The organism is Micromonospora sp. CPCC 205546, assembly GCF_036902715.1.
Taxonomy (GTDB): domain Bacteria; phylum Actinomycetota; class Actinomycetes; order Mycobacteriales; family Micromonosporaceae; genus Micromonospora.
Genome location: NZ_JBAKHL010000018.1, coordinates 23,422 through 50,335 on the forward strand (window position 1 = coordinate 23,422; position 26,914 = coordinate 50,335).

Genomic DNA, 26,914 nt, shown 5'->3' on the forward strand with positions numbered 1-26,914 from the left:
CACCGGCGATCAGAGCCGCACCGGAACGTCGATCACCTGGAGCGGCTCCTGTTTCCAGGCCGTCAGCAGACCGTTGACCACTTCGACCGTGTCCGTCCAGCCGGCATGGCCACTCAGGCCGGCGGCCAGCAGGGTCGACGGGACCTGCCCGGCGCGCAGCAGCTGCTGCCAGCCCGCGACGTCGAGCCGCAGGTATTCCAGCGCGGGCAGTTCGGTGAGGGCGGAGAGATTGGCGACGACGGCGGATTCCGTGACCAGGGTGCGCAGCCGGTGGCCGGCCAGCGCGGACAGGTCGGAGGGCACGGCTGCGGCTCTGATGTACAGCACCTCGGTCGTCGGCTGGACATCGGCGAGCGTCTTGCCGCTGTGCGATCCGACCCGCACCAGCAGCCCGCCTTCCGGACCCAGCTTGGCCAGGGTGGTGGGCCGCTCGGTGAGCAGCTCGGTCAGCGAGGGCGCCAGCCAACGGGCGCCAGCCGACATCTCGTGGTCCACGAACAGCACCTGGCCGAACGTCCCCTGCGGCCCGGGGGCGAGGTCGACGACGTACAGGTTGCCGCCACCGTCCTCTCCGACCACGAACCACGCCGGCGAGGCCGCCAGCCGCTGCATCCGGCCGTACGGATCGGGCGCGACGACCTCGGTCGCGCCGTACTTCCAGGACAGGTACCGGGCCTGCGGTTCCAGACAGGCGCGGGTGGCGGCGTCGGCCAACGGCACGATGCGCAAGCCGTAGAGACGCTCCCGGTCGGCGGGCTGCAGGAGCAGGGTGCCCTCGGCCGCGGCGAGGAACAGCGCCCGGACGTCGTCGGGCAGCGCGACGCCGAGGTCCGCCTCCGCTGGGGCCAGCTCCGACGGGTCGGCCGGCCGTGCGTCCGGCAGCAGCTGCCGGACCAGCGCGGTGACCGTGGCCGCGTCGGCGCCGGCGGAGGAGGCCACGCCGTAGCGGACCGGCTCGCGACGGTAGGGCTCCGGATGCGCTCCGGCGACCAGGTGCACGTCCTCCAGAAGGTCGCTGCCCATCCCGAACGAAACCCGTGGCGCGCTGGGGACGATGCTCACCGCCGCCGCTCCGGAGCGCGTCGTGACGCCGCGCACCGCGACGGCCTGCCCGCCGGTCAGCTCGGCCAGCGACCTGAGCATGTCCGTCGGCCGCTCACCCCGCTCCAGGCCCAGCCCGACGTGGTGGTCGCCGTCGTAGGTGATCGAGCCGCCGAACGCGCCCGGCGCCATCGTGCCGCGGAACTCGGCCTCCCCTGCCCCGGGGGGCATGCTGTTGCGCAGCGCGGTCACGAACGGACGCCACACATCGGCCTGAAACGACGCAGCGTCGATCATCGCCCGATCGTAGGCGGCGGGTCGGACAACCAGGCAGGTCCAGCTGGTGGGTACGAGGGCCTCCTGTTGCCGGAGCGGTTTCTGGACGGCTCCACTCCACAACCGGAGGCCCTCACCTACCGACGACATCAGACATCGTCGTCAGACGATCTCGACCAACCTCCCGAACGGCGCACTAGAAGCTGTCGGGGGTGCGGACACGGTCGCGGATCCAGGCACCGGCCGGCTTGAGGCGGCTGGTGCCGCCGAACTGGCCGCTGCCGCAGGTGCCGGTGGTGAAGACCGCGCCGGAACGGAAGTCGTCGGAGAAGTTCCAGTTGGTCCAGCTGATCTTCTTGCTGGCCATCAGGTCGAGGTAGCGCTGGGCCATGGCGAAGTCGTTCGGGCCGTCACCGGAGTAGTCCTGGGTGCCGAACTCGGTGACGAACAGCGGCAGCCGGTCGGCGGCCCGGGCGAAGGTGTCGTAGTACGCGTTGCCGTGCGAGGCGGCGTAGAAGTGGAAGACGTACATCAGGTTGCCGCCGGCGACCGGGTTCGCCGCGATCGTGTCCACCCCGCCGCCGCTGCCGGAGACGCCGAGGGAGGACCAGTCGGGGGTGCCGACCAGTACCACGGCCTCCGGGTCACGGCTGCGGATGACCGGGATGACCTGGTCGGCGTAGCTCTTGATGGCGCTCCATGGCACGCCGTTGGGCTCGTTGGCGATCTCGTAGAGCACGTTGACCTTGTCCTTGTGCCGCTCTGCGATCTCGGCGAAGAAGGTGCGCGCCCGGGTCAGGTTGTGGTTCGGGTCGCCGGGGCTGAGCATGTGCCAGTCGACGATGGCGTACATGCCCCGGGCGGTGGCCAGCTCGATGTAGTGGTGCACCATGTCGGTGAAGCGGCGCGGGTCGGTCTCGTACCCGCCCTCCTGGATGTACATCGAGATGCGCAGCACGTCGGCGTTCCACTCCCTGGCGAGCACGTCCAGGGAGGCCGGGGTGGCGCAGTTCGCGTACCACTGGATGCCGTGCGTGCTCATGCCGCGCAACTGGATCGCCCGGCCGTCGCGGTTGCAGAGCTGGCGACCGCAGACCCGGAGCTGGCCGTTGGCCGCGACCGGCGAGACGCCGGTCGGCGGCGGGGTCGTGGGCGGCGCGGTCGTCGGCGGGGGAGTGGTCGGCGGCGCGCTGGTCGGCGGCGGGGTGGTGGGCGGCGTCGTGCCGCCGGTGCAGGGCTGGCCGTTGAGCGTGCACCCGGTAGGGGTGCCGGTGCCGGTGGCGACGAAGCCGAAGGTCACGGAGGCGCCCGGGGCGACCGTGCCGTTCCAGGACCGGTTGGTGAAGGTGTGGCGCTGGCCGCTGCTGGTCAGCAGCGCGTCCCAGTATGTTCCGACGGTGGTGCCGGCGGGCAGGTCGAACTCCAGCCGCCACGAGGTGATCGTGCTGCTTCCGGAGTTCGTGATCCGGTAGCTGCCCTCCCAGCCGGAGCCCCAGTCGTTCACCTTGGTGAAGCTCGCGGTCGGTGCCGCTGCCGCGCCGGCGGTGCCGGTGAGGGTCAGTGGTGCCAGCGCCACCGCCGCCAGCAGGCCGGCGGCCAGGATCGTTCTGCCGCGAAGTCGCACGGGACACCTCCGGTGATCGGGGAGGGAATCTGGTGCCATCGAACTATAAAGATACTTAAGTATTAGTGCAACGAGATCCAACCTCGGTTGGGGCGGCGGTCCCGGCCACGGGGCTCAATAGCAGGCCGATCGAGGGTCTGAAGCACGGGAACGAGGTCGCCGCGACCGACTTCGGGACCGGCCGATGGTGCGGTGCCGTCGGTCCGCGGCGGCGCGGACCGACGGCACCGCTCGTCCGCCAGTGGCGGTCAGCCAGGCAGGGCCACCTGTGCCGGGGTCGACCGGTGGGTGGTGGTGCCGTCGCCGAGCTGCCCGAACGAGTTGTCGCCCCAGCACCACAGGCTGCCGTCGGCGCGCATCGTGCAGGCGTGGTAGGACGCGGCGAGGCTGTCCGTCCAGGTGGTGGCGCTCCCGACCCGGGTCGGGGCCGACCGGTGGGTGGTGGTGCCGTCGCCGAGCTGCCCGGACGCGTTGTTGCCCCAGCACCAGAGGCTGCCGTCGGTGCGCGTCGCGCACGACGAGTCGATGCTCGTCTCGACCCTCGCCCAGGTGGTGCCGGTGCCGACCTGGAGTGGGGTGGTCTGGAAGCCGACGCCCCCGCCCACCTGGCCGTACCCGTTCTCGCCCCAGCACCACAGCGTCCCGTCGGCGCGGACCGCGCAGGTGTGCACGTACCCGGCCGTCACGCCGGTCCACGTGGTGGCGGTGCCCACCTGCGTCGGCGTCGCCCGGTAGTCCCGGATGCCGAGACCGAGCTGCCCGTCCGAACTGCTGCCCCAGCACCACAGGGTCCCGTCGGTGCGGGTGGCGCAGGTGTGCGCGTACCCGGTCGTGACGCTCGCCCAGGTGGTCGCCGTTCCGACCTGCACCGGGGCGGTCGCCTGATAGGGGGTCGCGCCGGTGCCGAGCTGTCCGTGGCGGTTCTGGCCCCAGCACCACAGGGTGCCGGTGGTCTGGACGGCGCAGGTGTGATTGGTGGCGGTGCTGACGCTGGCCCAGGTGGTGCCGTCGCCGATCCGTACGGGGCTGCTCCGCCTCGTGGTCGTCCCGTCGCCGAGCTGCCCGTTGTTGTTGCTGCCCCAGCACCACAGCGTTCCCTCCGTGCGTACCGCACAGGTGGTGCTGATGCTGGCGTCGATACGCGCCCAGGTGGTGGCGTCGCCGATCCGGACCGGAGTGGTCCGGTCCGTGGTGCTCCCGTCGCCGAGTTGGCCGTAGAAGTTGTTGCCCCAGCACCAGAGTGCGCCGTCGGTGCGGATCACGCAGGTGTGCAGATTGCCCGCGGCGACCCGGGACACCGGCCCGGCGGCGACCGAGGTGTCCGGCGTGCCCCGGTCGGCAGAACTGACGCCCGCCGTGGCCGTACCCGCCGTGATTCCTATGGCCAGCACGGTGATCCCGACAGAGGCCGCTGCCGTGACGGCGGCTCGGGCTGCCCGATGCCATCGCGTCCGTAGCCGCCCCACCCGATTCTCGTTCATGAGCTGTTCTCCCTGGACGTCGTCGGTTCCGTACGGTGGAGGCGGCGTTGCCCCGACAGGTCGCCAGCGACCCATCACTTCACATCGATGAGATCATACATTGACATACGTCAGTTTTGCCTGCTCGGGCCTCTGTCGACCGGCCGCTTCCGGGAGGCCCGGCGCCCTGGTGGGGTGGCGGCCGAGGACAGGGCTGTGCTGAACTTGCTGCGTCGACGACGCAGTCCCGACGACCTAGCGGGGTGCCTCCGATCGCGCGGCGCGGCGGATGTCGAGCAGGTGGTGTTCGCCCTCGTGGATGGTGTGTCGGCCGAGCCACAGCAGCGTGCGGGCCTGCGGTCGCGGCCACGGGTAGACCCCGGTGCGGGCGAGTTCCGCGGGGCCGAGCACGCCGAACCGGGCGGCCAGGTCGTCGGCGGCCGCGCCCAGCGCCGTCAGCACGGTCGCGGGATCCTGCTCGTTGTACGCCGCCGCCACGGCGCGCTCGTCGCGTCCCATCGGGGCGAACTCCGGCTCCTCGACGCGCAGCGCCAGCGCGAGGCGTTCGGCCTGCACGCCGAGCACGTCGCGGACGTGGCAGGCGTACTCCAGCGGCGACCACACCCCCTCGGACGGTCGCCGGCGCACCTGCCGCACCTCGGCGAGGGCGGCTGCGTACCGCCCGCCGAGCGTGCGCAGGAACGGCGGCAGTTCGTCGGCGGAGACGCCGGCATAGTCGAAGCCGCACTCGTCGCACCGGTCCACAGGCCGAGGCTAGCGGCGTTGCCGTCCGCCGTCACGCCCCCACGGGCGCCACTGACACGGCTTCGACCTACGCGGACGTCGACGTGTCCGACTGCACCCGTTCGAGCGACAGTCGGATGAACTCGTGCCCGGCCTGTTGCAACCGGAACATGAGCAACAACCTGCAGTCGTGATGCATCAGCTCGTATCACAGCGTAAGGGGGGTGCTGAGCATGAACCGCGGCCTTGTCCGACCGCTGGTCGCAGGTGCCGTCGCCGTCGCGGTGGCCGCTGGCGGGTGGTTGGCCTACGACTCGCTGCGCGCGGGTGACACGCACTCGGTGCACTCGTCCTATGCGTTCGATGTGAAGGATGAGACGAAGGTGGCCGGGTTCGCCGACTACGTCGTCGTGGCGACGGTGGACCGTGTCGCCGAGGTGCAGGAGCGCGACGGCACGCCCTACACCGTCTTCGACGTGACTGTGGACAAGACCCTCAAGGGCGAGCCGGTCAAGGCGCTGCGGGTGGTCCAGTTGGGTGGCACCCTCGGCAGGGACACCTGGCGGGTGGAGGGCGAGCCCCTGCTGCGGCCCGGCACGACCTACGTGCTTGCGGTTAAGACGGAGCAGGGGCGTGGGACGCACCAACTGGTGGGCGGGGCGGACTTCCCGGTCGTCGACCGGACAGCGGCCCGTGCCGGGCGATCGGACCCGGTGGCCGACTGGCAGGACAGCGTCGACCGCCAACGGTGGCCCGACGAACTCCCCAAGAGTCCCTGACCGTCGTCCTCCGGCCGGACACCTGTGGCCTGGCGGGGAGTTTCCCGGCAAGCGGTGCACCGGGTGTTCGCTTCGCGGAGCCAGGAGGCGTTCATGGCGGGCCAGGTCGAGGCGTTCCGGGTGCTGGGCGGTACGCCCCGGTTCATTCAGGTCTCGTTTCCCTGCTCGGCGGCGTCGGTCCCGGGACGGCGGAAATTCCTCGGGGGACTGGGCAGAAGTCGAAACCGCTGGGTCAACCAGTCGCCGCGCTCGTCGGCGAGTAGGCGGTGGAGATACTTCCCGTCTGCTGGCTGGGGGCGGGAAGTGTCCGGCGGGCGGCTCCGGGTGGAGAGCCCACCACGCGCTTGAACGCTCGGGCGAACGCGGCCTCGGAGCGGTAGCCGAAGCGGTTGGCGAGTTCCGCCACGGTGGCGCCCTCGTCGCGTAGCGCCGTCGCGGCCAGGTGCATCCGCCAGCGGGTCACGTAGCTCATCGCGGGTTCGCCGACCAGTTCGGTGAAGCGTGCGGCGAAGGCTGAGCGCGACATCGGGATCTGGTCGGCGAGCGAGGCGACGGTCCAGTGCCGGCCGGGTTCGCGGTGGACGAGGGAGATCGCGCGGCCGATCAGTGGGTCTCGGAGGGCCCCCAGCCAGCCGGAACGGGCGGCTGGGTCGTTCTCCAACCACGCGCGTAGCGCCTGCACGACGAGCACGTCGGAGAGGCGGGTGATCACCGTCTCGCCGCCGGGGCGCAGGCTGTCGGCCTCGACCGCCATCAGTCGCAGGGTGGAGCGGAGCCAGTCGAGTCGGGCAGGGTCCGTCGCCGGGTCGATGACGAGGATCTGTGGCAGAAGGGCCAGCAGTCTTCCTGCCGCCGGGTGGTCGGAGCGTACGGCTCCGCAGACCATGTCGATGCGCTCGCCGCCGCCGCCGTGGCGGAGGATCTCGTAGCGCTCGCCGAGCCGCTCGCGCTCCAGCTCGAAGATGCTCGGCGTCGGTGTGTCGGGTTCGCTGCGCAGCCGGTGGCCCTGGCCGTGCGGGACGAGGGCCAGTTCGCTCCCGGTGAGGCGTCGCGGCTGCGCCCCTGGCGCGTCGAGCCAGCAGCTCCCACGCGTGATGACGTGGAACCAGAGGTGGTCCCTGAGTGGCGGAAGCTCGAGCCCGAACGGGGCGGTGAACTCCGAACGGCAGTAGAACGCACCCCGCAGCTCGAGGAAGTGCAGCGTCTCGCCGAGCGGATCGGCGGCCGAGGGCCAGGGGGCACGTTCGTCAGGCATGCCGCAAGTGTGCCAGGAGCAACGCACTGACGATCCGGGCCCGCTGGACGAACGAGCATGTGTCGCGGATAGAAAGTCATAGCCAGTCCCTGAAGCCCAGCGGATGCTGGACGTGTAGCAAGACACACCGACTGCGAGGGACTGACATGATCGCCGTGATGGGGGCGACCGGGAACACCGGTCGCAAGGTCACCGAACTGCTGCTCGAAGCCGGCGAGGAGGTCCGGGCGCTCGGCCGCTCGCCGGAGAAGCTCGCCGAGTTGGCCGCGCTGGGGGCCGCGACGGCCGTCGGCGACGCCCGCGATGCCGACCACCTGGCGAGCGCCTTCGCCGGCGCCGACGCGGTCTACACGCTCACCGCGTTCGACCCGACCCTGCCCGACTACCACGCCGACCAGGACCGACGCGGGGAGGCCATCGTCTCGGCGATCCAGAGGAGCGGGGTACGCCACGTGGTCGCGCTCAGCTCGATCGGTGCGGAGCTGGCAGGCGGTAACGGATTCATCGCCAGTCTGCACCGGCAGGAGCAGCGACTGCGGACGCTCCACGGTGTCCACGTCCTGCTCCTGCGTCCCGGTGCCTTCTTCGAGGGCTTCCACTCGGCGTTGGAGACGATCCGCCTTCAGGGAGTCGTCGCCGACTCCGTCGCACCCGACGCGAAGGTGCCGATGGTCGCCACGGCCGACGTCGCGGTGGCCGCCGCCGGGGCGCTGCGCGAACGGAACTGGAGCGGTGTGGTGGTCCGCGAGATGGTCGGCCCCCGCGACCTGACGTACGCAGAGGTGGCGACCGCCATCGGTACGGCGATCGGCCGCCCGGACCTCCGGTACGTCCAGCTGCCCGACGAGGAGATGGCGGGGATCCTCACCGGGACCGCCGGGTTCTCGCCCGACTTCGCCGCCCTGCTCGTCGAGTTCAACCAGGCGCTCAGCGCCGGTCGACTGCGCCCGATCGAAGGCCGCAACGAGGGCAACACGACTGCGACCCGGTTCGAGGAGTTCGCCGCCACGCTGCGGTAGCGGTGACGTCTGAGCGGCGTGCCGCTGCCGCTGCCGCTGCCGCTGCCGCTGCCGGTGCCTCGGCCGCCCTGTGCTCCCTGCTGCCGTGCCGGCGGGGTGCGGACGCCGTCGCGGCGGTCACGCCAAGCGACGCCGGGTGGTGCGAGGCTGGAGGTGGTCGCCGTCGCCGAAGGTGGCGCCGCAGCGGAGGGTGCGATGGCCGAGCCACCGACCGGGGGTCCGTCGGGCAGCGCGCAGGCGCACGGGCGGCGCGCCAACCGGCGAAGCTACCACGACGGTGTGCAGGTCAACGGGTACGTCGACGACCCGTACCACCGGGTTCGCCGGGCGGTCGCGGCCCGGTTGATGGTCGACGAGATCCGTGGGGGAGAGCCGGTTCTCGAGTTGGGCTGTGGCCCGTGCAGCACGGTCGACCCGGCGGAGCTGCCCGTGCCGCTCGTGGTGGCGGACCTGGCCGAGGCCGCGCTGGGCGCGGCCCGCCGGGCCACCGCCGGTCGGGCGCTGCCGGTCTGTCTGGACGCGACCTGCGGTCTGCCGTTCCGCACCGGCAGCTTCTCCGGGCTGCTGACCGGTGAGTTGATCGAGCACGTCTACGACCCGGTCGCGCTGCTGCGGGAGTGTCACCGGGTCCTCGCCCCGGGTGGGCTGCTGGTGCTCACCACGCCGAACCTGGCGACCGTCCAGGACCGGCTGGCGTTCCTCGCCGGCCGCGCACCCCGCCAGGTGGATCCGCTGCACCCCTATCTCTGGTTGCACATTCGTCCGTTCACCGCGTCGCTGCTGCGGCGGGTGCTGCGGCGGGCCGGGTTCGCACCGCTGGTGCTGCGGTCCAACCACGTCGGGTGGCGGCTGCCCGGCGGACGCTGGGTCACCTCCCGGCTGCTCGCCCGGATCGCGCCGGGGCTCGGTGGCTCGCTGATCTGCGCCGCCCGGCGGGTGGACGATCCACCTTCGCCGCAGGACACGGGGCTCGGAAGCAGTACGTGATCGGGCATTGACATAGGGCTATCATGAGGGCTCCGTCATCGACCGGGAGATGTCATGGCCGGCCTCCTCACCTGGGTCGTCAGGAATCTCGACGCGTTCATCGGGCTGCTCCTGGCACTGACCGTCGCGTTCCTCGGGCTCAACAACGGCGTCAGCCAGGAGGTGGTGAACAGCGCCATCCTGCTGGTGCTCGGCCTGCTCGCCCAGGCGCTGCTGCGCGAGCGGCTGCGCCGGGAGACCACCGAGCGCGAGGTGCGGCAGGTCATCCGGGACACCCGGGACCGGCTCGCCGAGTTGGTGCCGCAGATGCGCGAGATCACCGGCCCGGAGGGGGCGCTGAACCGGGCCCGGGAGGCGATCGACAGCATCTCCATGGTCCGCGTCCTGCACGGCAGCGAGGTCGGGCAGGCCCTGGCGGACGCCCGTCGGCACACCGATCGGTGGAACTTCAAGGGCGGTACCGGCACCTACACCCGGGCGGTCACCCTGCCCGAGTGCCTGGAGCACGCTCGTCAGCGCAACGCCACCCTGCACTTCGCCATCGAGATCATCGACCCGACCGACGAGGAGGTCTGCGAGCGGTACGCACGGTTCCGGCGCAGCCTCGCCCCCGACGCGCCAGGCGAGCGGTGGACCGTCGACCGCACGCGCAAGGAGTCCTACGCGACCGTGCTGGCCGCCTGCTGGCACCGGCAGCGCTCCGGGCTGCTCACCATCGACGTCCGGGTCTCCGCACAGATGACCACGTTCCGCTACGACCTCTCCTCGAGCTGCGTCATCGTGACCCAGGAGAATCCGCAGACCCCGGCACTGAGGATCGACCGCAGGGAGCTCTACTACAACCGCTACAACATCGAGTTGCAGTACAGCCGTGAACAGAGCCGGCGGGTGCCCATCGAGGCTGCCGGGCAGGTCAGGCTCGACGACGAGCCCTCCGTGGAGCAGGTTCGCCGCCTGTTCACCGCACTCGGGCTGCCACTACCCCGGTCCTTCGGCGACCGCGAGGTCGCCGACATCGTGAGCCGGGCCATCCAGGCGAGGAACCCGTACGCATGATGAGCTACGCCGACCTCGAACGTGAGATCGACCGGGGCACCCGGCCGGAGCTGCTCCGCGACTGGATGTTGGGCGTCCTCGACGACGTCGCCGAGGGGCAGCGGCCGTTGCTGGCCGTACGGCACCCACTCGGCTTCATCTGCCTGCCGGTGAGCCGCACCGGCGCCGACGGGATCTGCGTGCACGCCTGGCCGGCCGAGCCACCGACCGTGCAGCCGACCACGTCCACCATGCACTCGCACAGCTGGGACCTGCTCAGCCACGTGCTGCACGGCCGGGTCCGCAACGAGCTCATCGAGGTGACCGAGGCGTCCGCCGAACCCGCCTGGCGGGTGTACGAGGTGCACAGCCGGGGCGACGTCGACGAGATGGCGGGCACCGATCGGCTGGTGACGGCGACGACCGTCACCGTGGAGACGTACTGCGCGGGCAGCTCGTACGCGCTGCGCGCCGGCGGCTTCCACACCTCGGAGGTGGACCCGGGGCAGCCCGCGGTGACCGTGGTGCTCGGCCGGGCCGCGCCCGGCTTCTGCGACCTGAGCCTTGGCGCCGTGGGCGGACACCGTCACCGGATACGCCGCGACCGCTGCGACGTGGCGGAGACCGCTCGGATGGCGCGGCAGATCGCTCGACTGGTGGCACGGGGCTGAGGGTTGGAGGAACCATGGACGCTGAGCCGGGCAGACCCGGGCCGGACCTGCGTGCCGCGCATCGGTTCGCGGTGGAGGCCGCTCAGGCCGCCGGGCGGCTGGTGCGCCGGGGCACCCGGGGCGAGTTGCACGCTCGGGCCAAGAACGCCTCCGGTGACCTGGTCACCGACCTGGACCTGGCCGCCGAACGGCTGATCGTCGGCCGGATCCGGGCCCGCTGGCCGGAGCACGGCGTGATCGCCGAGGAGGGCGGGGAGTACGCCGCCAACGACTCCTGGGCGTGGCTGGTGGACCCGCTCGACGGCACCAACAACGTGGCGATCGGGCTCCCCACGTACGTGGTGGGGATCGCCCTCTGCGACCGGGGCTCGCCGGTGCTCGGGGTGGTGCACGACCCGGTCGCCGGCCGCACCTGGTCGGCCGTTCGTGGTCAGGGCGCCTTCGTGCACATCGACGGCCCGGCCGGCCAGCCGCTGCGCACGCGGCACCGGCCGGTGCCGCCGGCGCCGGTGCTGGCCTGGACCCAGGGATACGAGGTACGCCGGGACGACAGCACCGCCCGGGCCCTGAAGGTGGTGCTCGACTCCACCGCCCGGCGGGTGCTGCAACTGTGGGCGCCGCTGCTGTCCTGGGTGATGCTGGCCCGGGGCGACATCGACGGCATCGTGGGCTACCGTCCGGAGGCGGTCGACCTGCCGGCCGGGATGCTGCTGGCCGCCGAGGCCGGCATGGTGGTCCGGGCCCTCGACGGTGGCTGCTTCGACGACCGGTACGGGTGCCCCGCCGACCGGCGCAGCTTTGTCGCCGGCCCGCCGGAGACGATCGACCGGCTGGTCAAGCTGGTGACCGCGGCACAGTGGATCGAGCCGAAGGTCCGCCATCTCACCCCGATCGGCCTGACCACTGTCGGTTGGTGAGGCTGGTCAGCCCGACGGGGTGACCAGCAGGGCGGCGACGCTGGCGGTGGTGGCCAGCGCGGCGAGGACGGCGCTGGTGGCCACGAACCGCCCCAGCGGGACCGCGACCCCGGCGGCCCGGCAACGCTCATACCAGATCAGCGTGGCCAGCGACGCCCACGGGGTGGCGAGCGGGCCGACGTTGGTGCCCACCAGCAGGGCCAGCAGTTGGGTGTGGTGGTTCACGGCGATGACCGCCTCCCCGGCCACGTACGCGGGCAGGTTGTTGACCACGTTGGCGAAGAGGGCGCCGACGGCGCCGGCCCGCAGCGCGCCCTCGGCACCGGGGTCGTTGCCGATCAACGCACCCATGACGGTGTCCAGTCCGTGCCGACCGATGGTCTGCACCACCAGGAACAGCCCGGTGACGAAGACCAGCAGCCGCCAGGGGACCAGTTGGAGTCTCAGGCTGCCCCGGGCGCGGACCGCGAATCCGGCGACCAGGATCGCGGCGGCGACCCCGGCGGCGATTCCGATCTCGACCTCGGCGAGGATCCCGGTGACGAACAGCAGGCAGGCCACGAGCGCGGTGCGGTGGAGCACGGGGTCGGACGGCACGTGCGGCGGCGGTGGCACGAACGGGTCGGCCGCGGCCCGCGCCGGCCGCCAGTACCACCACCAGAGCAGCAGCATGGTGATCGCGATGGCGACCAGCTGCGGCCACCACATCCGGGCCGCCCACGGCAGCGGGGCCAGCCCGATCCGATCGCTGGCCAGGATGTTGGTCAGGTTCGACACGGGTAGCAGCAGGCTCGCCGTGTTGGCCAGCCAGACCGTGGTCATCGCCAGCGGGACCGGCGGCACACCGAGCCTGCGGGCCAGAGCGATCATCACCGGGGTGAGCAGGACAGCGGTGGTGTCCAGGTTGAGCGCGATCGTGGTCACCGAGGCGAAGCCGACGCAGAGCCAGAACAGCGCGCCGAAGTCGCCTCGCGCGGTGATCGCCATCCGGGCGGCGAGCGCGTCGAAGACCCCGGCCACCGCGGTCAGCTCGGCCAGCACCACCACGGCGCCGAGGAAGATCAGGATCGGCAGGATCCGGCGTACGGTGGCCTCGGCGTCCGCGCGGGGGAGGAGGCCGGTGAGGACGCAGGCGACGCCGCCCGCGAACAGGCCGATCGCGATCCAGTCCAGTACGTGCAGCCGACCCCAGGAAGATCGGTCCGGGGCGGCCGACGGTGACTCGCCGGTGGTCTCCACAAGGCACGATCCTCGCACACCGTCGTCCGCCGGCATGCGACCGATTCGACCGCGCATGGTGGCGACGGGTTGACCGTGGGTGGTCATAATGGCGAGGTGGCTGTAGGCGCGCAACCGACCCGGTCCGACCGCCCCATCGACTTCTTCGTCAGCTACTCGCCCGCCGACGAGCGCTGGGCGACGTGGTTGGCGTGGGAGTTCGAGGCCGCCGGCTACCGCACGATGCTGCAGGCGTGGGACTTCGTGGCCGGCACCAACTTCATCGACTTCATGGACCGGGGGGTCCGGGAGGCCGCGGTCGTGGTGGCCGTCCTGTCCGAGCGCTACCTGCACTCCACCTACGGCAAGCTCGAGTGGCAGGCGGCGCTGCGTGCCGATCCGGACGGTACCGGCAACAAGCTGGTCACCGTCCGGGTGGAGGACTGCCCGATCGACGGCCTGCTCGCCACCATCACGTACGTCGACCTGGTCGGGGTCACCGACCCCGGGCAGGCGCGTTCCCGGGTGCTGGACCGGATCCGGGAGGCGCTCGACGGCCGCGCGAAGCCCGTGCGGCAACCTGCCTTCCCGCACCATCCGACCGACCCGGCCGGGGTGCTCTCCGCGCCCGTCGCGGGCCCGCCCGCGCCGCGCCGGGCCCGCCGTACGCCGATCAACCCGCCACCGTTCCCCACCGCCCCGGCGGCGGTGCCGACCTCGCGGACGGCGCTGACCGTGCTGCAGGTGACCGGGCCGCGGTTCGGTCGGGGCATGATCGAGCCGGGCGCCCCGGTCACCCCCGGGGAGCTCCAGGAACACCTGATGGGTGATCTCACCCTGCTGATGAACGACGAGGTCCCCCGACCCGACCTGTTGGTGGTGGCGGGCAACCTGACCGAGTCCGGCAGCCCCCGTGAGTTCTCCGACGCGCTGAGTTTCCTCACCGGGCTGCGGGTGCTGCTCGGGTTGGAGCCGCACCGCCTGGTCGTCGTGCCCGGCCCGCGCGACGTGACCATGGCCGCGAGCCGCGCGTACTTCGCCACCTGCGAGGCGGACGACGTCGACCCGCAGCCGCCGTACTGGCCGAAGTGGCGGCACTACGCGCGGCTCTTCGACGACCTCTACCAGGGTCTCGAGGACCGGCTCTTCGACAGCGAGCAGCCCTGGACGCTGTTCCCGGTGCCGGACCTGCGGGTGGTGGTGGCCGGGTTGAACTCCACCATCGCCGTCACCCACCGCGAGGAGGACCGCTACGGCTTCCTCGGCGAGGCCCAGTCCACCTGGTTCGCCCAGCGGCTGCGTCACTACCAGCAGTCCGGATGGCTGCGGCTGGGCGCGATGGCGCACGTCCCCGGCTCGCGCACCCCGTACGCCGACGAGATCGCGGTCCCGGACGGGGTGACGCTGCGCGACCGGGGATCGTTCAACCGCCTGCTTGGGCCGATGCTCAACCTCCTGCTCTCCGACGCCGTGCCGACCGGTGCCCAGGTCGATCCGGTGGTGCCGCTGGCCACCGCGTCCCGCGACGGCCGGGCGCAGGTGCTCCGGCTCGCCGCTGACGGGATGACCCGCTGGGTGCTCGGCCGCGACGACCGGCGCGAGGTGGGCGAGCCGACGGTCGTGAGCTGGCCGCGGGCGGAGGCGACGTTCGGTGCTGTCGGGCCGGCCCAGATTCCCGACCCGCGGCTGCCCGCCTCCGGCGAGAGAACCATCGGGGACGTGCCGGCCACCACGCCGACCGCGGTCCCGGTGGCGCCGCTGGACCGACTGCTCGACCGGCTGGCCGAGGTCTGCGAGGCGCGCCACGACCGGGTGCTGGTCCGCCGGGTGACGGTCGAGCCGCCGCACCTGTTCGTCACCTACCGCGCCGACGGGGTGGTCCGGCAGCAGCGGGTCGGGGCGTACGTCGGCACCCCGAGCGCCGCGGACCTCGACCACTTCGCCCGGCGGGTGCACGCCACCGACCCGGACATCACGTCCGAGCTGGTCTACGACGGCGACCGGGTCCCGCGCGGACTGGCCGAGGAGGCACAGCGGCGCGGCGTACGGGTGCTGCACCTGACCGAGTTCCAGGGGCTGCTCGACCTGCGTGAGTACGTTGCCGCGCAGACCGCCCGGTTGCAGGCCGACCGGCTATACCCGCCCGGCCAGTACGTGCCGCAGCGCTATCGCCACCTGGTCGGCGCCGACCAGCAGGTCCGCGAGGACGTGGTGGACCACCTGCTCGAGGCCGCCGCCGCGCCGGACGGCCGGTTCGTGCTGGTGCTCGGCGACTTTGGCCGGGGCAAGACGTTCGCGTTGCGCGAGGTGGCCCGCCGGTTGCCGACGGCCGCCCCCGACCTGATCCCGATCCTGGTGGAGCTGCGTGCGCTGGACAAGGCGCACTCGGTCGACGGGCTGGTCGCCGCGCACCTGGCCAACCACGGCGAGCAGGTGATCGACCTGAAGGCGTTCCGCTACATGCTCCGGCAGGGGCGGATCGTCCTGCTCTTCGACGGCTTCGACGAGTTGGTGGCCCGGGTCACCTACGACCGGGCGGCGGACCACCTGGAGACGTTGCTCCAGGCGGCCGAGGGGAATGCCAAGATCATCGTAAGCAGTCGCACCCAGCACTTCAAGACCAACTCGCAGGTGCTCACCGCTCTCGGTGAGCGGGTGGGCATGCTGCCGCACCGGCGGGTACTGGCCGTCGAGGACTTCACCCCCGGGCAGATCGAGACCTTCCTGCGGCACCGCTACGGCGGGGACGAGCGGGCGGCCCGGGAGCGGATGAACCTGCTCGGCGGGGTGAAGGACCTGCTCGGTCTCTCTCGCAACCCGCGCATGCTCGGCTTCATCGCCAACCTCGACGAGGGACGGCTGACGGCGGTGGCCGGTGCGGGCGGCACGTTCAGCGCGGCCGCGCTCTACCGGGAGATCCTGGAAGCCTGGCTGGACTTCGAGGAGCGGCGCACCCAGGGCGTGCCGGGTGTGCCGGTGAGCCTGCGCCGTCCCGAGCTGTGGCGCGCGGTGAGCCGGTTGGCCTTCCAGCTCTGGGAGAGCGGGGAGTCCTACCTGCGCCTGGCCGAGCTGGCCGAGGCCGCCGGACAGTTGGCCGGGCTGGCGGAGTCCCAGCTCTCCGGATCGCAGGCGACGCACGCGGTGGGTGCGGGCAGTCTGCTGGTCCGCACCGACGACGGCCTGTTCGGCTTCATCCACACCTCCGTGATGGAGTGGCTGGTCGCCGCCGGGGTCGCCGCCCAGCTCAACCAGGGGGAGGATCCGCCGGCTCTGGCGGCGCGCCCGCTGTCGGCGCTGGCCGTGGAGTTCCTCGGCGACCTCGCCGACTCGGCCCGCTGCACCGCTTGGACGTCCCGGGTGCTCGGCGACGAGGCAGCCGGCGAGACGGTTCGGGCCAACGCGTTGCGGCTCAGCGCCCGGCTGCGGCTGCCGGACCGGGCCGACCTGCGTGGCGCGGTGCTGCGCGGTGAGGACCTGTCCCACCGGGAGCTGGCCGAGGCGGATCTGACCGGCGCGGACCTGACCGACACCCGCCTGGTCGCCACCAACCTGACCGGGGCCCGGCTGACACACGCCCGGTTGCGCGGCGCCCGCCTGGACCAGGCGCGCCTCACCGGGGCCGATCTGCGCGCGGCCGATCTGGTCGGAGCCCGGTTGTTCCGGGCCGACCTGCGCGACGCCCGGGTGGCCGGCAGCAGTTGGCGCCGGGCCGCGCTGATCGACGTGCGTGCCCACGCGGCGCTGCTGCGCGCGCCGGAGCTGCGCGGCGCCGTGGTCGCCCCGGGCCGTCCGGTGACACCGGGCCTGGCCCCGTCCGCCGTGGGCGTCTCGTACGGCTTCGAGGTGGGCCGGCTGCCGTTGCCGGCGGCCTACAGCCCGGACGGCACGGTGCTCGCCGTGGGCAGCGACGACGGCGGGGTGCTGATCTGCGACACGGCCACCGGCCTTCCGGTGCGGACCCTGCAGGGCCACCGGGACCGGGTGTACGCGGTCCGATTCGACGCCGCCTCGCATCACCTGGTCACCGGCTCGGCCGACCTCAGCGTACGGCTGTGGGACGCGGACCACGGCGACGTGCGGCACGTGATCGAGGATGTCTTCGCCGGCTGGGTGTGGCCGCTGCTCACCGACGGAGCGCGGGGCCGGCTGGTGGTGGGCGACGCGGCCGGTGTGGTCCGGCTCTACGACACCCGCACCGCCCGGCTGCGCCAGGAATGGCCCGGGCACGCCGCGCCCATCTGGGGCACCTCGTTCAGCCCGGACGGGCGGCGGGTCGTGGTCGTGGACAGTGCCGGCGCGGTCCGTGGGTGGGACATCGCCTCGGGCGACCTCGCCTTCGAGGTGCGGGAGCCGGAGGTGGTCTACCGGGTGGTGCACACCCCGGACGGGCGGTCGTTGGTCGCCGTCGGACAGCACGGCCGGGTGTGGATCCGCCGGGCCGCCGACGGGGAGCTGCTGCGCCAGCCGCGCGGCCACGAGGCCGACGTCTACGCCCTCGACGTGCACCCCGACGGCGGGCTGATGGCGACCGGCGACACGCATGGCGCGCTGCGGCTGTGGGAGGTGGAGACCGGCCGCTCGGTCCGGGTGCTCGACCGGCAGCGCGGCGCGATCTACAGCGTCCGGTTCAACGCCGACGGCACCGTGCTCGCCACGGCCGCCAGTGACGGCGCGATCCAGCTCTGGACCACCGCCGACGGCCAGCTCCGGCACGAGCTGAGCCGGCACCGCGGCTCGGTCTGGCCGGTGGTGTGGCGGCCGGACCAGGCCCAGGTGGCGACCAGCAGCAACGACGGCACCACCCGCCTCTGGGACGCGCGGACCGGGCAGCTCCAGCACACCCTGCGTGGGCACGGGCGGCGGGTCACCTCGCTGTCCTTCCGAGACGACGGCGAGGTGCTGGCCGCCTGCGGCAACGACGGTGTGGTGCGGCTGTGGGAGCCGCGCACCGGGCGGCTGGTCCGGCGGTTCACCAGCCCGACCGACCGACTGCTCTCCGCCGTGTTCTGTCCGGGTGAGCCGCTGGTCGCCGCACCGAGCGGGGACGGCGGCGTGCACCTGTGGAACACCGACACCGGGGTCGACGAACGCGAGCTCAACGTGGACACCGACCATGTCTGGGCGGCCGCGTTCAGCCCGGACGGCGATGCGCTGGCCACCGCCAACGACGATGACACGGTCCGACTGTGGTACCGGCGTACCGGCCGGCACTTCGCCACCCTCACCCCGCACCGCGGCCGGGTCCGGGCGGTGGCGTTCAGCCCGGACGGCGAGGCCATCGCCACCGGCTGCGACGACCAGCTCGTCCGGCTCTGGGACGCGGCCACCGCGACCTGTCGCCACACCTTGGAGCACCACACCGACCGGGTGTACGCGGTGTCCTTCAACGGCGAGGGGACGCTGCTCGCCAGCGCGAGCAACGACGGCACCGCCGTGGTGTGGGACGCGCTCACCGGCGAACGGCGCGCGGTGCTCACCGAGCACACCGGCCGGCTCTGGTCCTGCGCGTTCAGCCCGAACGGCACGCTGCTCGCCACCGCCGGGGACGACCTGATCATCCGGCTGTGGGATCCGGGCACCGGTCGGCTGCACGGCACCCTGGCCGCGCACACCCGGCGGGTCTGGTCGGTGGCGTTCAGCCCGGACAGCAGCATGCTCGCCAGCGCCGGCGACGACGGCACCGTCCGGCTCTGGGATGTCGTGGACCCGGAGCACGCTCAGCTGCGCGCCACCCTCATCGGCCTGCCGGACGGCTGGGCGGCGGTCAGCCCGGACGGGCGGTACAAGCTGGATGGTGATCCGGGCGGCCAGTTCTGGCACGTCATCGGCACCTGCCGGTTCGAGGTGGGAGAGCTGGACCCCTACCTGACGCAGGTGCGTCGACTCCCGGTGGACGCCCCGTTCTGACTGGTCCGATGCGTCGATGTGCCCGCTCAGGTCGTCGGCAGCCCGACGTAGTTCTCCCCGAGGCTGGTCGCGTACGCCGGTGAGGTGGCGACGCGGCACGGCGTGCAGAGCCGCGGTTGCTCCTCGTACGGGTCGTCGTCGGCCCGCGCCAGGTTCACCCCTCCGCCGCGGTGGGCGGCACGGTGCACCGCGTCAGTCCAGCACGGCGTGGGTGTCGGTGAGGAAGCGGTCGCGGTCGTCGCCATGGGCGATCGCCGCGTTGTAGACGGCGTCGATCGCAGCAGCCAGCGGATCGTCGTCCGCCAGGGCGATCAGGGCGGGGAACGCGGCGGCCTGCTGGAGCGCCCCTGCGACGGTGCGGGTGCCGCTCCCCGGCGTGCCCAGGCGGAGGGTGACGGTGGTGTTCGGAACCTCGGGATCGGACATGAGCCGGTTGAACGCGGCACTGCCGTGCTGCTCGGTGAAGGACCGGGGCAGTGGACGGTCGGCCTCGGCCGCGGCGAGCGCGTCGGCGATCCACCCGATCTGCTCCAGCCCGGCCACCCGCATCGCATGGCGGGCCGCCCAGCATGCGGCCGCCCGCTGGCGGGCGGGGGGCAGCGCGTCGATGCGGTCGAGCAACCGGCGGTCGATCCGGGCCAGCGACTGCGCCTGACCGGAGAGTCCGCGGACACGATCCGACGGCGGGGTACCTCCCCATCGCTCGGCGTCGCGTTCGGCCTGCAGACGCCGGTACTTCTCGGCCAGCACGGTCGCCTCGGCGGCCTGCCCACGCAACGTCTCGATCCACGGATACGACCCGGCGGCGTCGAGCAGATGCTCCCAGATCAGGCCGAGGGCGAAGGCGTGCCGGCCCCACACCCCCTCGTGTCGAAGCGTGAAGCCGTCAGCACCAGACGTCACCCGTACGGCACTCGGCTCGTCGTCCGGCAGCGTCGTCAGCGGATGAGGGAAGATCGGTCCAACGGCTCTGGCCCACGACCAGGTGAAGGTCTCGTCGTCGACCCTCTCCAGCCGGACCTCCAGATCGCCGACGGGCAGCACCCCGGTCGGGACCTCGACCGGCGCGGGCCGACGACGCACCACCGCCACCCGGGACAGGCTGGCACCGTCCCCGTCGGGGTCGCCTGCTGGCAACGGCGGCAGGAGCGCCGGACGGGTGGACGGGCGGGGCACCAGTGACAGCATCGCCCACTCCGCGGCCTTCGCCGGCTTCTGCTCCCAGCCGCGACCTACGGGGTCGGCCAGCACGGTGCGCCACGGCGTCTCCTCGGACACTGCCCAGATGTGCAACTCGTGCCGCTCGGGCGGATCACCGTCGGTGCGTACCGTCTCGTGCAGTCGGTCGCGTGCGTGCACCCGCACCCTGATGAGCCCGCGCGGGACGGCGATGTCGGTAAGAGCGTCCGCGGTGCCACCCATCAAGCCGATGACCGACAACCGACCGCTGGGACTCCACAGGGTAGCCTCACTGATCGCGTCCCAGCCGACGTCGGCCTCCGCCGCGGGCCCGGACAACACCCGAACGCGTGCCTCGATCCATCCGGTGTGAATACCGCAGAAGCCGGTGAACTGATTCGGTCCGCCGACGTGCAGCAGGTCGTCGCCGAGGATGTAGATCCCCATGCCGGACGCACCCGGCGCCGTCGACACGTCGTACTGGCAGTGGCTGACCGGCAGCCGCGTCCAGTCGGTCGTGACCGCCGAAGGTCGATGATCCGTGCCGGGGGCGTCATTCACTCCCGGATCCTACGGTCGCCGTCATCGGACCCGATGACCCGAGGGATCGACGGGACCTTCCTGCCGACGCTGCCCGACCACGCCGGCCGGCCGCCCGGAGCGGACGGATCGCCGCCGTCACGCGACGGGGCGGACGTTCTGCGGCATGAGAGCGTGCTGCGCGCTGATCTGCTGCGGTACGGTGCCAGGTGAGCTGCCGGGTCTGCGTACCGTTCGTTCCGTCGGGAGAGATGACCGTGCAGTTGCGTCGGAACACCACGAAGCTGCGCAAGACCTGCCTCGCCTGGGGGATCCTGGGGGCGCTCGGCTGGTTGGGGGCACGGTGGGCCGGGGCCAACCCTGGTCACCTCCATCACGGCAAGGCGCCCTTCTACGAAGTCGTCAGCGTGGCCATGGTCGTCGCCTCTCTCCTCGCGTGGCTGCTTCTGCTCTGGCCGTTTCTCATGGAAGTCGATGTCGATGGCCTGACACTCCGCCTGCGGGGGATCACGACCCGGTTGCCCTGGGAGTCGGTGGAGTCGCTGACCGTGACGAAGGTGGGGGATTCCTGGGAGTCGCCGTACATGGAGCTTCGCCTGGCTCCGGGGGCGAGACTCGGGGGACGGCTCGGCGGCAGGCGAGACGGACTGCGGGTCTACTCGCTGCTGGCCCTGGACAGCTTCACCGTCGCGCCGGAAGAAGTGATCGCGGTTCTGCAGCGGTATGGCGGGGGCAGGGTCGAGGCGCAGGAGTACCTTCAGCACCGGGCAGCGAAGCGGGCCGTCGCGCGATACCTGCGCGGCGAGGTGGTCCAGGCCGACCAGCATCTGACCGAATACATGGCCACGCGGCGCAGCATGGAGGCGGAGCAACGCGAGATCCGGTCAGCCGGCCGCCCCGACAGCGCGACAGGTGACCGTTGACCGGAGCGAAGCGGCCGGGTCGGCGGCCCTGAGCGGTGTGCGGGGACCGGTCGGGTGTGGCGAGCTGGTGCCGTGTCGGAGAAGCCGCGCCCCCCGGCACGGTGCGGACGCCGGCAGACGCGAGCGGGGTGGAGGTCCGCGCCCTCCGACGAGGTGCCGCGACGACCCGTCGAACCCGCCTCGTCTCAGCCGGCCGGTGCGCACCCACCCCTGCCGCGCACCGGCCACCAGGCATCGGCTAGGAACGTGACATGCCCCGCTACCTGCTCTTTCCCGGCCGCCACCACCTGCTGACCCGGTTCCAGGCCGACTACCTCCGCCAGCTCGCGGCGCAGCGCGACGCTGACCGCGCCGACGGTGACGCTGGCGGCGCGACCGGGAGCGAGGACGCCGGCGGGGCGACGGTGGTGTGGGCGGTCACCTCGGCCAACCACGAGAACACCCGGCGCAACCCGGTCCCGTACCACCGGCGGGAGGCGGCGATCGAACGGTTCAGCGTGCTCGCCGGGCTCCGGTCGGTGGTGGTGCCGATCTTCGACACCACACCGACCGACAGGTTCGCCGAGGTGACCCTCAAGACCATCGCGGCGTCCACCGGGCTGGAGCTGACCCCGACGGACACGGTGGTGGCCTGCTCCACGCCGGAAGTCGCCGCGATGTACGAACGGCTCGGTTTCCGCATCGCCGGGGTGGAGGCCGACGTCGAGCCGGCGCCGGTCCGGCCGTGGGACGTCCTGCTGCGGCTGGCCGACGACGACCCGTCGTGGCGTGGGCTCACCCACCCGGCGACCGTCGACGTGTACCGCCGCTACCGGCTCGACGACCTGGTCCGTTCCGTGGTGAACGACCCGGTGGTCGGCGACGAGGGAGGGCTGACCGCCACCCGCGACTACCGGACGTACGCCGAGGCGTTCAGCGACGCCGCGCGGCGCAAGTGGGACGCGGTGCGCGAGCACGTGCGGCCGGGGCGGATCGTCGACGTCGGCTGCGGCGCGGGCGCCGTGCTGGAGCTGGCCGACCGGGAGCCGGCCCTGCGCGAGAGCGACCTGATCGGCGTCGAGGTGGCCCGGCACCTGTTCGAGGAGTGCGTCCACAAGAAGGCGCAGGGCGTGTTCACCAACCCGAACGTCTTCTTCTACCGGCGCAACGTGCTCGGCGGGGCGGTGTTCGCGCCGCGCTCGGTGGACACCACGATGACCTTCGCGCTGACCCACGAGATCTGGTCGTACGGTGAGCGGATGGCCTCGCTGCGCCGGTTCGTGCGGGCGCTCTACGAGCACACCGTGCCGGGCGGGGTGTGGATCAACAGCGACGTGTGCGGGCCGGACGGCCAGGACCGGACGGTGCACCTGCGGCTGGCCACGACGGACGGCGTCAACCCGCCCTCGCCGCGTACCGACCTGGCGGACGTGCCGCCCGGTGAGGTGGCGGCGTACGTGCGCGCGCTGTCGACCCGGGCCCGGTTGGACCAGTTCGCCGTCGACTACCGGTTCCCGTTCGCGTACCGCCCGGTGCCCGGGGCGGACGGCGTGGTCGAGCTGACCCTCGGCGCGGCGATGGACTTCCTCACCCGCAAGGACTACACGGACAACTGGCTGTCGGAGACCCAGGAACAGTTCTGCGGCCTGGAGTACGCCGACTGGAAGTCGCTGCTCAGCGACGTCGGCTTCGAGATCGACGCCGCGAGCGGGACGTCCCGCAACGACTGGATCGTCACCAACCGTCTCGCTCCGGTGGCCGCCCTGAGCACCCCGGCCGGCGAGCCGTTGGACTGGCCCGTCACCCACGTGCGCCTGGTCGCCCGTCGTCCGGTCAACACCTGACGCCCTCTTGCCGAGACCCATCGACGAGCGTAGGAAGAACACCACGCTCCACCACCACCGTCGGCCCCTGCATCCGGGCACCGTCCCGTGTCGAAGGAGATGCGCGTGACCACACCCAGACGGCTCCGTCTCGCCGTGTCCGCGCTGGTGACCGCAGGCGCCGTCCTGCTCGGTGCGGCCGCCGCCGCGGCACCCGCGGCTCCCGCACCGGTCGGGCACCGGGCCTGCGACCCGATCGACCCGACGGCCTGCCTGCTGCCGTTCCCGAACGACTACTTCACCGTGCCGGACCGCACCAGCCCCACCGGCAAGCGGGTGCGGTTCACGGCCTCCGCGATGCCCGCCAACGCGCAGGGAACCCCGATCGACCCGACGGAGTGGAACCGGCAGGACGGGTTCAGCCCCGGCTCCCCGATCCTGGTGCGCGTGCCGGGCCTCGACGCCGCGGCGACCGGGATCGCGCCGGTGACCGACATCGGCCGCTCGCTGGCGCCGGACGCGCCCATCGTGCTGCTCGACGCCCGCACCGGCAGGCGCACGCCGTACTGGGCCGAGCTGGACGCGCACGCGGTCGGGCAGCCGGACCGGCAGCTGCTGATCATCCGGCCGGCGGTGGCGCTGACCGAGGGCACCCGGTACGTCGTGGGTCTGCGCGGCATGCGCGACGGCGACAAGGCGCTGATCCCGGCGCCGAAGGGCTTCACGTCGTACGTGACGGGCGCGGGCCTCGAGCGCCGGGACCGTCGCGTCCCGCAGATGAAGCGGATCCTCGCCGACCTGACCAGGGCCGGCGTCAAGCGGCACAGCCTCTACCTGGCCTGGGACTTCACGGTGGCCAGCCGGCACGGTCTGACCGGGCGGATGCTGGCGATCCGGGACGGCGCGTTCGCGACCCTCGGCCGGGCCGCACCGACGTTCACCGTCACCCAGGTGACCGACTACCCGCCGGAGCAGGAGCCGCTGATCGCCCGGCAGGTCACGGGCACCATCGGCGTACCGTCCTATCTGACCGGCGACGGCGGGCCCGGCTCCCGGCTGCACTACGGGCCGGCCGGCGGCGGCGGGGCGCCACCGACGCCGAACGCGCTGCCCACGCCGTCCGGGGCGACGGTGGCGGCGGACTTCGTCTGCAACATCCCGCGCAGTGCCTCCGCCGCGAAGCCGGCACACCTCTCGCTCTACGGCCACGGGCTGCTCGGCAAGCCGACCGAGATCAACGCCGGCAACGTCAGGACGATGTCGCACACGTACGACTTCACCTTCTGCGCGACCAGCTGGATCGGCATGGCCGCCGCCGACGTCCCCTACGTGGCCGGCGCCTTCACCGACCTGAGTGCCTTCCCCGCGGTGGTGGACCGGTTGCAGCAGAGCTTCCTGAACTTCCTCTTCCTGGGCCGGGCGATGATCCACCCGGGCGGGTTCGCCGCCCATCCGGCGTTTCGCGACGCCGCCGCGCGGCCGCTGATCGACGTGGCCGGCGGGCTGCACTACGACGGCAACAGCCAGGGCGGCATCAACGGCGGCGCGCTCACCGCCATCGCCCAGGACTGGACCCGGTCGGTGCTCGGCGTGCCCGGGATGAACTACTCCACGCTGCTGCAACGCAGCGTCGCCTTCACCCCGTTCCAGACGATCATGGACGGCCACTACCCGGACAAGGCCGACCAGCAGCTGGTTCTCGCGCTGCTGCAGATGTTGTGGGACCGGTCCGAGGCCAACGGGTACGCCCGGCACATGACCGACCGGCCGTTGCCGCGCACGCCGGCGCACCAGGTGCTGATGCACGTGGCCTTCGGCGACCAGCAGGTTTCCCCCGCCGCGGCGGAGGTCCAGGCGCGCACCATCGGCGCCCGCCTGCACACCCCCGCGCTCGACGACGGCTGGTCACCCGACGTGCGACCGTACTGGGGCATCGCGCCGATCCGCAGGTACCCGTACACCGGCTCGGCGATGGTGGTCTGGAACAGCGGCGCCGCGTACGCGCCACCGCCGACCAACCTCGCCCCGGCCGGGCCGGAGTACGGCGAGGACTCGCACGAGTTCCCGCGCGCCCAGGCCGCAGCCCAGAAACAGAAGGCGGTGTTCCTGCTCACCGGCAAGGTCGTCGACGTCTGCGCGCGCACGCCCTGCCCGTGACACGGTGGCCGGTCACGCCGGAAGGGCACCGGTCCGCAAGCCGATAAGCGCAGGTGCATCAATGCCGACAAATGGCTCCTCGGCGGCGTGCCCGCCCTCTAGCGTCACCGGGTGTCGGACCCCCGTGGCGGATGGCCACCCGGGCCGGCTTGTGAGGAGGATCGGTGCGAAGGCGTTACGGCATCATCTCGGCGGCCACCGCCGTGTTCTGTGGGCTCGCTCTGCTCGGCACGCCGGCACAGGCGAGCGTGACCACGCCGAACGGAACCGCGCTCGGGGCGGAGGCGACGTTCCACGGCCGGCTGATCCCGGACGCGGCGACCGCGCAGACTCTGGCCGACGCGTACTGGACGCCGGAGCGGATGCGATCCGCGACGCCGCTGGAACCGCCGGTGGGCCAGGAGGAGTTGGCCGGGGAGGCCGAGGACCGGCCGGGTCGGGTCGGTGAACCACGCTCGGGCGCGGAGCCGATCGGTCCGCGCGGCACACGTACGGCGATCCCCGGTTCGTCGGTCTCGGCCCGGGGCGCCTCCGCGGGGGCGGGAACCCAGTCCGTCAATCCCTCGCCCGCCGTCGGGCGGGTCTTCTTCACCGCCAACGGTGTCGACCACTTCTGCTCCGCCAGCGCGGTCAACACGGCCAAGGCGAACCTGCTCTCCACCGCCGGGCACTGCCTGCACCCCGGCGACGGCTCCGACAACTGGCACACCAACTGGGTCTTCGCCCCGAACTACGCCGACGGACCGTCCGCCTGGGGGCTGTGGAGCGCCCGGAGCATGACCTCCACCAAGGGCTGGGTGAACCACGACATCCTGTGGTGGGACTACGGTTTCGTCACCGTGTGGCCGCGCAACGGCAAGCGGCTGGTGGACGTCACCGGCGGGGAGGGCATCAGCTTCAACTACCCGCGCAGCGTCGCCACCACCCTGCTCGGCTATCCCGGCGCCGCGCCCTTCGACGGCAAGTGGCAGCACTACTGCCAGAGCACCACGAAGGCCGCCGGAAGCCAGCGGGTCAAGCTCATGGACTGCCCGCTGAACGAGGGCACCAGTGGCGGACCCTTCCTGCGTGCCTGGAACAACTCGCAGGGCTTCGGTTTCGTGAACTCGGTGGCCTCGTACAAGTTCTCCGGCAACATGTACGGCCCGTACTTCGACGAGGACGTCGCCGACCTCTTCGACCTGGCGAAGGTCAAGAACTGACCGGCGCCGGTCGGCCGGTCGGCGTGGGCTGGGCCAGCCGCGCCAGGAGCTGAGGCGTCCGCCGTGGCGTCGGTTGCCACGGCGCCGGCGTCGAGACCCTCGGCCGCCCAGGTGGTGGCGGAAGTCACCCCCTCGGCGGCCGGGCGGGGGGGCCGGCGCGGCCCCCGTCGGGTGGGCC

19 protein-coding genes are annotated in these 26,914 nt (G+C 72.3%); 11 read left to right on the top strand and 8 right to left on the bottom strand.

Annotated elements, in window-relative coordinates:
• Window positions 1-9: 9 nt before the first annotated feature.
• From V6U77_RS11885 to V6U77_RS11900, 4 genes are all read right to left on the bottom strand, one after another.
• Window positions 10-1,338: an SMI1/KNR4 family protein gene (locus V6U77_RS11885; RefSeq protein ID WP_334606328.1), complete on the bottom strand. Its 1,329-nt coding sequence runs from the start codon at window positions 1,336-1,338 to the stop codon at window positions 10-12.
• A gap of 175 nt (window positions 1,339-1,513) precedes the next feature.
• A complete protein-coding gene (locus tag V6U77_RS11890) occupies window positions 1,514-2,920 on the bottom strand; it encodes a cellulase family glycosylhydrolase (protein ID WP_334606348.1) in 1,407 nt (468 codons plus the stop codon).
• Window positions 2,921-3,189: 269 nt separating this feature from the next.
• Entirely contained in the window at window positions 3,190-4,332 is a 1,143-nt protein-coding gene (locus tag V6U77_RS11895) for an RCC1 domain-containing protein (RefSeq protein ID WP_442934419.1), read from the bottom strand.
• Between the two features lie 324 nt (window positions 4,333-4,656).
• Complete coding sequence (locus V6U77_RS11900) at window positions 4,657-5,166, bottom strand: DinB family protein (RefSeq protein ID WP_334606331.1); 510 nt, start codon at window positions 5,164-5,166, stop codon at window positions 4,657-4,659.
• Between the two features lie 212 nt (window positions 5,167-5,378).
• On the opposite strand from V6U77_RS11900, the gene V6U77_RS11905 reads away from it, so the two are divergent.
• Complete coding sequence (locus V6U77_RS11905) at window positions 5,379-5,924, top strand: hypothetical protein (protein WP_334606332.1); 546 nt, start codon at window positions 5,379-5,381, stop codon at window positions 5,922-5,924.
• 232 nt (window positions 5,925-6,156) lie between these two features.
• On the opposite strand, the gene V6U77_RS11910 is transcribed toward V6U77_RS11905, so the two are convergent.
• Window positions 6,157-7,179: an AraC family transcriptional regulator gene (locus V6U77_RS11910; RefSeq protein WP_334606333.1), complete on the bottom strand. Its 1,023-nt coding sequence runs from the start codon at window positions 7,177-7,179 to the stop codon at window positions 6,157-6,159.
• 146 nt (window positions 7,180-7,325) lie between these two features.
• Here V6U77_RS11910 and V6U77_RS11915 point away from each other — a divergent pair, with 146 nt between their 5' ends.
• From V6U77_RS11915 to V6U77_RS11935, 5 genes are all read left to right on the top strand, one after another.
• On the top strand, window positions 7,326-8,198 hold the full coding sequence (locus V6U77_RS11915) for an NAD(P)H-binding protein (RefSeq protein ID WP_334606334.1): 873 nt from the start codon (window positions 7,326-7,328) through the stop codon (window positions 8,196-8,198).
• Between the two features lie 195 nt (window positions 8,199-8,393).
• Entirely contained in the window at window positions 8,394-9,185 is a 792-nt protein-coding gene (locus V6U77_RS11920) for a class I SAM-dependent methyltransferase (protein WP_334606335.1), read from the top strand.
• A 54-nt stretch (window positions 9,186-9,239) separates the two neighbouring features.
• A complete protein-coding gene (locus V6U77_RS11925) occupies window positions 9,240-10,241 on the top strand; it encodes a hypothetical protein (protein WP_334606336.1) in 1,002 nt (333 codons plus the stop codon).
• Window positions 10,238-10,891 (top strand): hypothetical protein, encoded by a 654-nt coding sequence (locus tag V6U77_RS11930; protein ID WP_334606337.1) that lies wholly within the window; start codon window positions 10,238-10,240, stop codon window positions 10,889-10,891. Before V6U77_RS11925 ends, V6U77_RS11930 begins: the two co-directional genes overlap by 4 nt.
• A gap of 14 nt (window positions 10,892-10,905) precedes the next feature.
• Window positions 10,906-11,808 carry an inositol monophosphatase family protein gene (locus V6U77_RS11935; RefSeq protein WP_334606338.1) on the top strand — a complete coding sequence of 301 codons (903 nt, stop codon included), beginning with the start codon at window positions 10,906-10,908 and terminating at the stop codon, window positions 11,806-11,808.
• A 6-nt stretch (window positions 11,809-11,814) separates the two neighbouring features.
• Here V6U77_RS11935 and V6U77_RS11940 read toward each other — a convergent pair whose 3' ends face one another.
• Window positions 11,815-13,047, bottom strand: a complete 1,233-nt coding sequence (locus V6U77_RS11940) for an SLC13 family permease (protein WP_334606340.1) — start codon at window positions 13,045-13,047, stop codon at window positions 11,815-11,817.
• A gap of 96 nt (window positions 13,048-13,143) precedes the next feature.
• Here V6U77_RS11940 and V6U77_RS11945 point away from each other — a divergent pair, with 96 nt between their 5' ends.
• A complete protein-coding gene (locus tag V6U77_RS11945; protein ID WP_334606341.1) occupies window positions 13,144-18,933 on the top strand; it encodes a TIR domain-containing protein in 5,790 nt (1,929 codons plus the stop codon).
• 26 nt (window positions 18,934-18,959) lie between these two features.
• Here the strand turns inward: V6U77_RS11945 and V6U77_RS11950 are convergent, their stop codons facing one another.
• Window positions 18,960-19,091 (bottom strand): hypothetical protein, encoded by a 132-nt coding sequence (locus tag V6U77_RS11950; RefSeq protein ID WP_334606342.1) that lies wholly within the window; start codon window positions 19,089-19,091, stop codon window positions 18,960-18,962.
• A 34-nt stretch (window positions 19,092-19,125) separates the two neighbouring features.
• Window positions 19,126-20,673: a hypothetical protein gene (locus V6U77_RS11955; protein WP_334606343.1), complete on the bottom strand. Its 1,548-nt coding sequence runs from the start codon at window positions 20,671-20,673 to the stop codon at window positions 19,126-19,128.
• 230 nt (window positions 20,674-20,903) lie between these two features.
• On the opposite strand from V6U77_RS11955, the gene V6U77_RS11960 reads away from it, so the two are divergent.
• From V6U77_RS11960 to V6U77_RS11975, 4 genes are all read left to right on the top strand, one after another.
• Complete coding sequence (locus V6U77_RS11960) at window positions 20,904-21,575, top strand: hypothetical protein (protein ID WP_334606344.1); 672 nt, start codon at window positions 20,904-20,906, stop codon at window positions 21,573-21,575.
• A 251-nt stretch (window positions 21,576-21,826) separates the two neighbouring features.
• Window positions 21,827-23,398, top strand: coding sequence for a class I SAM-dependent methyltransferase (locus tag V6U77_RS11965; protein ID WP_334606345.1), 1,572 nt, complete (start codon window positions 21,827-21,829; stop codon window positions 23,396-23,398).
• A 99-nt stretch (window positions 23,399-23,497) separates the two neighbouring features.
• Complete coding sequence (locus V6U77_RS11970) at window positions 23,498-25,534, top strand: hypothetical protein (protein WP_334606346.1); 2,037 nt, start codon at window positions 23,498-23,500, stop codon at window positions 25,532-25,534.
• 164 nt (window positions 25,535-25,698) lie between these two features.
• Window positions 25,699-26,736: a trypsin-like serine peptidase gene (locus V6U77_RS11975; protein ID WP_334606347.1), complete on the top strand. Its 1,038-nt coding sequence runs from the start codon at window positions 25,699-25,701 to the stop codon at window positions 26,734-26,736.
• The last annotated feature ends 178 nt before the right edge of the window (window positions 26,737-26,914 follow it).

Bases quoted from the DNA above. Each gene is read 5' to 3' on its own strand.
- V6U77_RS11885 (WP_334606328.1), bottom strand. From the start codon at position 1,338: ATGATCGACGCTGCGTCGTTTCAGGCCGATGTGTGGCGTCCGTTCGTG.
- V6U77_RS11905 (WP_334606332.1), top strand. From the start codon at position 5,379: ATGAACCGCGGCCTTGTCCGACCGCTGGTCGCAGGTGCCGTCGCCGTC.
- V6U77_RS11910 (WP_334606333.1), bottom strand. From the start codon at position 7,179: ATGCCTGACGAACGTGCCCCCTGGCCCTCGGCCGCCGATCCGCTCGGC.
- V6U77_RS11915 (WP_334606334.1), top strand. From the start codon at position 7,326: ATGATCGCCGTGATGGGGGCGACCGGGAACACCGGTCGCAAGGTCACC.
- V6U77_RS11920 (WP_334606335.1), top strand. From the start codon at position 8,394: ATGGCCGAGCCACCGACCGGGGGTCCGTCGGGCAGCGCGCAGGCGCAC.
- V6U77_RS11925 (WP_334606336.1), top strand. From the start codon at position 9,240: ATGGCCGGCCTCCTCACCTGGGTCGTCAGGAATCTCGACGCGTTCATC.
- V6U77_RS11930 (WP_334606337.1), top strand. From the start codon at position 10,238: ATGATGAGCTACGCCGACCTCGAACGTGAGATCGACCGGGGCACCCGG.
- V6U77_RS11935 (WP_334606338.1), top strand. From the start codon at position 10,906: ATGGACGCTGAGCCGGGCAGACCCGGGCCGGACCTGCGTGCCGCGCAT.
- V6U77_RS11960 (WP_334606344.1), top strand. From the start codon at position 20,904: ATGACCGTGCAGTTGCGTCGGAACACCACGAAGCTGCGCAAGACCTGC.
- V6U77_RS11965 (WP_334606345.1), top strand. From the start codon at position 21,827: ATGCCCCGCTACCTGCTCTTTCCCGGCCGCCACCACCTGCTGACCCGG.
- V6U77_RS11970 (WP_334606346.1), top strand. From the start codon at position 23,498: ATGCGCGTGACCACACCCAGACGGCTCCGTCTCGCCGTGTCCGCGCTG.